Raw genomic sequence first — 6,827 nt, 5'->3', positions numbered from 1 at the left:
AAGAAGCTCCTCATGACGATATAGATTTAGACGACTTATCTTTAGACAGCATTATGGATGAAGATAAAGAGGAAGAAAAACCTAAAGATGAGGTGAAAGAAGAAGATAAAGCAGAAGAAAATAAAGAAGCTCCTCATGATGATATAGATTTAGATGATTTATCTTTAGATGATGCCGTAGAAGAATATGAACAATCACCTAAAGATGAAATAAAAGACGATTTAAACTTAGATGATGAGATAGAAGACATAGAAGATGGAGATAAAGAGAATAATAAAAGCATATCTAATAATATAGTTGAAGGAGGCACTACTCTTCCTGCACCTGAAACTGCTAATAATTTACCTGCTTCTAAATATGAAGATGTGGACAAAGATGTAGATCATGATAAAGTTATTAATGCAATAAAATATCTTCCTTCTCTTACACAGTATCATGTTTTAGATGCAATACTTAATGAAAAATTAGACAGAATTTCTATGGAGGCTTTACTTAATGCCTTAGAGCGAGGTGAGTCTAATGAAAACATTACAGAATTATTAAATAAAGAATTAGGTTTAAGCATTAGAGAAGAAAGCGGTAAAAATGTATTAGAGCTTATACCTATACCTAATTCATTAAAAGATTATGCTAAGATAATAAGAGTTGCAGCTGTATTCTTAATATTATTTGTAGCGGTGGTAATTTTATCTTTCCAATTCATTTATAAACCTGTAATGGCTAATAAATATTATAATCAAGGTTTAGTAAGCATATCAAAAGGAGCTTATGATGATGCTGAAAGAAACTTTGCTGAAGGTGAAAGATTAAAACCAAAACAGATAAAATGGTATAATAAATATGCAAGAGCTTATATTGACAGAGAAACTTTCAGTTATGCTCTTAAAAAGATACAGGGTGCTTTAGATATTAAGCCTAGAGATTTTGAAACTAGAATAACTTTCGGATACTATTATAGAAAGAAAGGTGAAAAAGAATTATCAGTAGAAGATTATACATTAGGCGAAGAATTATATAATGATATGTTAGTTTATACTGACAAGAAAAAAGAAAAAGAAACTATATATGATGAACGCGGTCTTCTTATGATAAGCAGGGCTAGAACCTTAGCAGAACCTAATTATTATGATATAGCTTATAATAATTATAGAGATATGGTTAATTTCTTTGGAGATGGAGTTGTACCTAGAAAAAGAGCTATGCTTATAAAAATTTATCAGGATAATTATGAGCAGGTTAAAGCACTTCAAAATCATATAAACTTATTGAAAAAAGATTATATAGATGATGAGGTTTATCCTAAATTAGCTAAGTATTTACTTGATAAAGATGATTTTTATGGTTCAAGAATATTGTTTGAAAATCTTCTAGCGGCATATCCTGATAATTTAGAATCTATAGTAGGTTATGCTGATTATGAAGCAAGATTAAAACATTATGATAGAGCTATGGAAATACTTAATACAGCAGCATTGCCTTTATATGAATCTAATCCTTTCTATAGAGGAAAAGAATTTGTATATAATATGTTAGGTCAGATATATTATAATTTAGGTGAATATGGAAATGCAGTTAAAAACTTTACTGAAGCTTTAGCTATAAATTCAGTATATCCTGATGCTAATTATAATTTAGCTAATGTTTATTTCTATAGAGAAAAAGATTATGAGAAAGCTAAACAGCATTATCAAACTGCTTATGATAATTTAGCACCTAATCTTAGAAGCGATAAACTTCTATATAATTTATCTTGGATATATTATTCAGATGGAGAATATGACAGAGCATTTGAAGGATTTAATGCATTATTTCAAAAGAATCCTAGCAACAGTGTTGTTTCTTATGCTTTAGGTAATTCGCTTTTACATTTGGATAAAGCTAATTTAGCTAATGGTTTCTATAGAAATGCTTTAAGTCAGGTATTATCTAAGAGAGATAGATTAGGAAGATTAGAAATGCGTACAGAAAGCGATTTTATATTAGTAAGTTATTTAGCAAGCCTTTATAATAATATAGGTGTTTCTTATGCTTATAACTCTACTATTACAAATACTATAGTTAATGAGCAGCAAGCATTTAAATATTTTGTATTGGCAAGCGAATATTTTGATCAAATAAGAACTTCAAATATAGATTTGGAGAGAATGGAAAAAAGAACTATACTTGTTGATAATCAAAATATAGGGGCAGCTACTTACAATATAATGTCTGTACAAGGAAAAAGAAATTTGAAGCAGGCTACTGTTATAGATGATTACATACCTAAAGATATGTATTATGTTAGATAAATAAATATCAATAAAAAAGCAGAGAGTTAAATCTCTGCTTTTTATTTTTTATATAAATTAAATATTTACTATAAATTTCTTAAATGAACTTTTCCATTTATATCTATAGTTTTATTTCCTTTCTTATACATTATAAATAAATAATTAAATCCCCTCAAATAAAAATTATTTTCAGCTGCTGCTATATGATAATTACCTTTATTAAGTGTTTTATTATGACGAACGACAGATACTATATCTATAGGCATAAAATATTTACTCATAATCTCAAAAAGTTTAAAACCAATAGGCATGAAAGGAAATCCCTTTTCATAAGAATCAGAAACATATAAAGCCATATACCTATCTTTTTTCATTATTCTAAATATTTCATTAATAACTTTCTCCATAGCCTCATAATATTCATTTTCTCTCGCTGTTAATTTCCCAATACAGTTCTTCTCATCAGAATAATTTATATGAGTGCTGTAAGGCGGATCTATAAAAACAAAATCCACTTTTTCATCCTCTATTGGTATTTTTCTAGCATCGGCCTTAAAAATATCTTTTCTTTGTAATGCTTTTGGATTTATATCATATCCCAAAGCACGCCTTCCTAATTCTCTTGCTACGTCAACAGTAGTGCCGCTTCCTGCCATAGGATCAACCACTAAATCTTTTTCTTTTGTATATCTATTTAGAAGATTCCAAATTATATATGAAGGTGTTGCTCCTATATAATGTTTATGCTTTTCTTCTTCACTTTTTAAATACTGCTGTGAAGGATAATCCCATAAGGTTGTAGTTTGCAATTCTAATTTTTTTTTCATATCTTTATTCGCTTTATAAAATTTTTATAAATAATATACTATAACTATTTATTAGCAAGTATTGAATAAAAAAATTACTTGTTAAAAATAAATACTTTGATATTATATAATAGTAAATATCATTGGGTTATTATAAATGAGAAAAAGAATTAAAGCTATAATATGTTCTGCTCTTTCTCTGATATTCGGAGGAATAGGGATACAAAAATTTTATTTAGGTCAGACTAAAAGAGGTATATTATATGTTCTATTTTGTTGGACTGGTATACCCTATTTGCTTTGTATTGTAGATTTAATAAGATTTATATTTATGACTGAAAAAGACTTTAATCTCACATATAATAAAGAATACATAGAAAATATAAGTTATAAAAATGATAATAAAAATCACAATAATAAATTTGATGATGCTATAGAAGCTGAATACAGTTATGTAAATGAAAATGATGACAATAAAAAAGAAGAAGAAAATTATAATAATCAAGAGAATACAGAAGAAAATATTAGTATTGATAAAGCATTAGAATATTATAGATTAATTGATGAAGCAGTTATTTCTATAAAAGATTATAATTTTTCAGAAAAAGTAAAAAAATTGAATCATTTATTTAAAAGTATTATTGATAAATCAAGCAGCTTTAAAAGAAATGAAAAAGCTATAAAAGAACTTGATAAAATGCTTCAATATAATATACCTACAACATTAAAGCTTATTAATTCATATATAGATTTATCATCATCAAATACATCAAATTTAAATAATGTTAAAGCAGATATAATAGAATCTATAGAATCAGTAATCATATATTTAAATAAAGTATTAGAAAACATACAAAGAGATGATATTATTGATATAACAAGCGATATAGATGTACTTAAAGCAGGGTTAAAAAAAGACGGATACGTTTAAAAGGAGATATTAAAGTGGATAGAGATGGTGTATATAAAAGAGTCAATGTAAATAAAGTTATTAAAAATATTCAAAAAAATAATACTGATATAACTGAAAGCAAAGCACAGGAAATAGCATATATTATGATAAAAGAACTTAATAAAAAAGTTTCTGATATGGTTAATGACTTTGAAAATGGAGAAGGAGATTTTATGGCATGCTATTTTGAAGCCATAGATAAGCAATAATAATTTTTTATTATTGTTATACTTGCATTCGCCTATAATAAGCTAGTGAGTAAACTCGGCTCATTTTTATATTTACTTTATAATATTAAAAAATTAACATTTTATATTATTGTATGTAAGTCCTTTATATTCTGTTTTTTCAACTTTTAAGAAGTACACTTCTTGAGATGAGTAATTGGAAAATTTGATGTATTTTATTGCTTATATTAATAATAAAATAATTTGTATTAGTAATATCATAAAAAGTAAATAATTTTATCAAATACATTATAAATGGTTTTTATTTTATAAAAGTATATTTTTTCATATTGACTTTTTATTTTACAATGATAAAAATTAATTATTAAATAATATAGGAGGATATTATGTCATTATCAGATGATATCAAATCAGGATTTTATTCAAGCATTGGTATGATGCTAAAAGGAAAAGAAAAATTAGAAGAGGCAGCACGCGAATTCATAAAAGATAAGAATGTTAGTGCTGAAGAGGGAGAAAAGTTTGTAAAAGAAATGGTTAATAAAGCCAATGAAACTAAAGAAGATGTTTCCCAATTTATAGACGAAAGAGTAAAAAAAGTTGTTGATAAAATGGGATATGTAAAAAAAGAAGAATATGATGCTATGAGAAAAGAATTGGATGAATTAAAGCAATCAATGAAAAAAGATGAACAATAATTACAAGTTCATTAACTATAAAGGAGTTTTTTTATTTATAAATAATAATTAAACTCCTTATTTTATAAATAATATGAGTTATATTAAAGTGCGGGTGATTAAATAATATGAATAACATGAAATCTATAAACAGGGCAAGAGAAATTATATCTATAATAATAGCTTACGGATTCAGAGATATTATAGCTATAACTCCAATATTAAAAATAATAAAAAATCCAATAGATAAAATTAACATCAAATATAATGGAGTTGATTTAAGAAAATACAGCAAAGCAGAAAGAATCAAAATGGCTTGCGAAGAATTGGGTACAACATTTATCAAATTGGGACAAATACTTTCAAACAGAAATGATATACTTCCAAAAGATATTACAGAAGAATTAAGCAAACTTCAAAACCATGTAAAACCTTTCGATGAAAATACAGCAAAAAGTATTATTGAAACAGAATTAGGAGCTAAAATAGAGGATATTTTTGAATCCTTTGAATTGACTCCTAAAGCAAGTGCCTCTATTTCTCAGGTACATACTGCCGTATTAAAAAACGGTGAAAAAGTAGCTATAAAGGTAAAAAGACCTAATATAGAAGAAAATATACTTACAGACATTGAAATTATAGTGTGGCTTTCAAATATCATAGAAAAATACAATGAAGAATTTGCATTGATGCAGCCTCAAAAATTGATAGCAGCATTTAAAGCTCAGCTTATACAGGAATTAGATTTTAATTTTGAAAAAAATAACACTTTAAAATTTGCAAAATTCTTTAAAAATAATAAAAATATAAAAATAGCAAAAGTATATGATGAGTACAGCACAAAAAATATATTAACTATGGAATATATAGAAGGAATAAAAATCTCTGATATAGCAAAAGATGACACTAGATATGATAGAAAAAAACTGGTTTCCATAGGTATAGATGCTGTATTAGAGCAGATATTTATGCTTGGTTTCTTCCATGCAGATCCGCATCCTGGTAATTTGATGGCTTTAGAAAATAATGTACTATGTTTCTTAGATTTTGGCATGATAGGGTTTATTCCGCCGAACTCTAAAGATGCTTTTTCTTCTTTAATTATGAGTATAAGCTCAGCTGATTATTTGGAATTATCTAAATCTATACTCGATTTATGCTATCATGGGGAAATAAGTAATATAGATGAATTCAATATGGCTATATTTATATTAGTAAGCAAATATGTGGACATGCCTTTAGACAATATCAATATAGAAGATGTATTTAATGAACTTATAGGTATAATAAGAGAATTCCGTTTAACTTTGCCTAGTAATATTATGCTTTTAATAAAATCTTTGATAGTTCTTGAGGGAGTTGCTAGAAATTTAGATAAAGAAGTAAAATTAATAGAACATATTAAACCTTTTGCCTTCAGATATGTTAAAGAGCAGATGAAGCCGGATAATTTATTTAAGCAATTCAAAAAGTTATTCTATGATTATAGTTATATCATAAAAGAATTTCCATCTGACTTAGAGCATTTAGTATCGGTTATAAAGCAAGGAAGTGTAAAAATTCAGTTGGAACATAAAAAACTTGAATCATTAGCTTCTACTTTAGATGGTTTAGCAGATAGATTAAGTTACTCTATAGTTTTGGCTTCTTTAATATTAGCAAGTGCCTTAATTATCACAAGCAAAATGCCTCCCCTATTCCATGGAACATCTGTTATAGGAATGATAGGATTTGGTATATCAGCTATAATGGGATTCATTATGATTATAAGCAGATTTATAAAGAAGTATGTGAAGAAAAATAATTAGATTAAGTGATATATAAGCAATAAAAAAGCCCCTTTAATAGGGGCTTAAAAATGCTCCGAGAACAGGGCTCGAACCTGCGACCCGGTGATTAACAGTCACCTGCTCTACCGACTGAGCTATCTCGGA

At 26.7% G+C, this 6,827-nt stretch carries 6 protein-coding genes and 1 tRNA gene; 5 read left to right on the top strand and 2 right to left on the bottom strand.

The annotated features are described in order from the left end of the window. Positions 1-2,288, top strand: a 2,288-nt coding sequence (locus tag Q0K19_RS14670; RefSeq protein ID WP_297249264.1) for a tetratricopeptide repeat protein, incomplete at its 5' end; no start/stop codon positions are given. A 68-nt stretch (positions 2,289-2,356) separates the two neighbouring features. Here the strand turns inward: Q0K19_RS14670 and Q0K19_RS14665 are convergent. After that, positions 2,357-3,097 carry a DNA methyltransferase gene (locus Q0K19_RS14665; protein ID WP_297249261.1) on the bottom strand — a complete coding sequence of 247 codons (741 nt, stop codon included), beginning with the start codon at positions 3,095-3,097 and terminating at the stop codon, positions 2,357-2,359. A 136-nt stretch (positions 3,098-3,233) separates the two neighbouring features. Here Q0K19_RS14665 and Q0K19_RS14660 point away from each other — a divergent pair, with 136 nt between their 5' ends. The 4 genes from Q0K19_RS14660 (at position 3,234) to Q0K19_RS14645 (ending at position 6,701) form a co-directional block, all read left to right on the top strand. Beyond that, the gene (locus tag Q0K19_RS14660) at positions 3,234-4,007 is read left to right on the top strand and encodes a TM2 domain-containing protein (RefSeq protein WP_297249259.1); all 774 of its coding nucleotides are present in this window, start codon (positions 3,234-3,236) and stop codon (positions 4,005-4,007) included. A gap of 14 nt (positions 4,008-4,021) precedes the next feature. Next, the gene (locus Q0K19_RS14655; protein ID WP_297249257.1) at positions 4,022-4,237 is read left to right on the top strand and encodes a hypothetical protein; all 216 of its coding nucleotides are present in this window, start codon (positions 4,022-4,024) and stop codon (positions 4,235-4,237) included. 365 nt (positions 4,238-4,602) lie between these two features. Then, positions 4,603-4,914, top strand: a complete 312-nt coding sequence (locus Q0K19_RS14650) for a phasin family protein (protein WP_297249255.1) — start codon at positions 4,603-4,605, stop codon at positions 4,912-4,914. 107 nt (positions 4,915-5,021) lie between these two features. Then, entirely contained in the window at positions 5,022-6,701 is a 1,680-nt protein-coding gene (locus Q0K19_RS14645; protein ID WP_297249252.1) for an AarF/ABC1/UbiB kinase family protein, read from the top strand. A gap of 53 nt (positions 6,702-6,754) precedes the next feature. Here the strand turns inward: Q0K19_RS14645 and Q0K19_RS14640 are convergent. Beyond that, positions 6,755-6,827, bottom strand: a tRNA-Asn gene (locus Q0K19_RS14640).

Source organism: uncultured Brachyspira sp. (assembly GCF_944393015.1).
GTDB lineage: Bacteria > Spirochaetota > Brachyspiria > Brachyspirales > Brachyspiraceae > Brachyspira.
The sequence above is the reverse complement of the archived record's forward strand: the minus strand, read 5'-3'. Positions and strand labels throughout refer to the sequence as shown.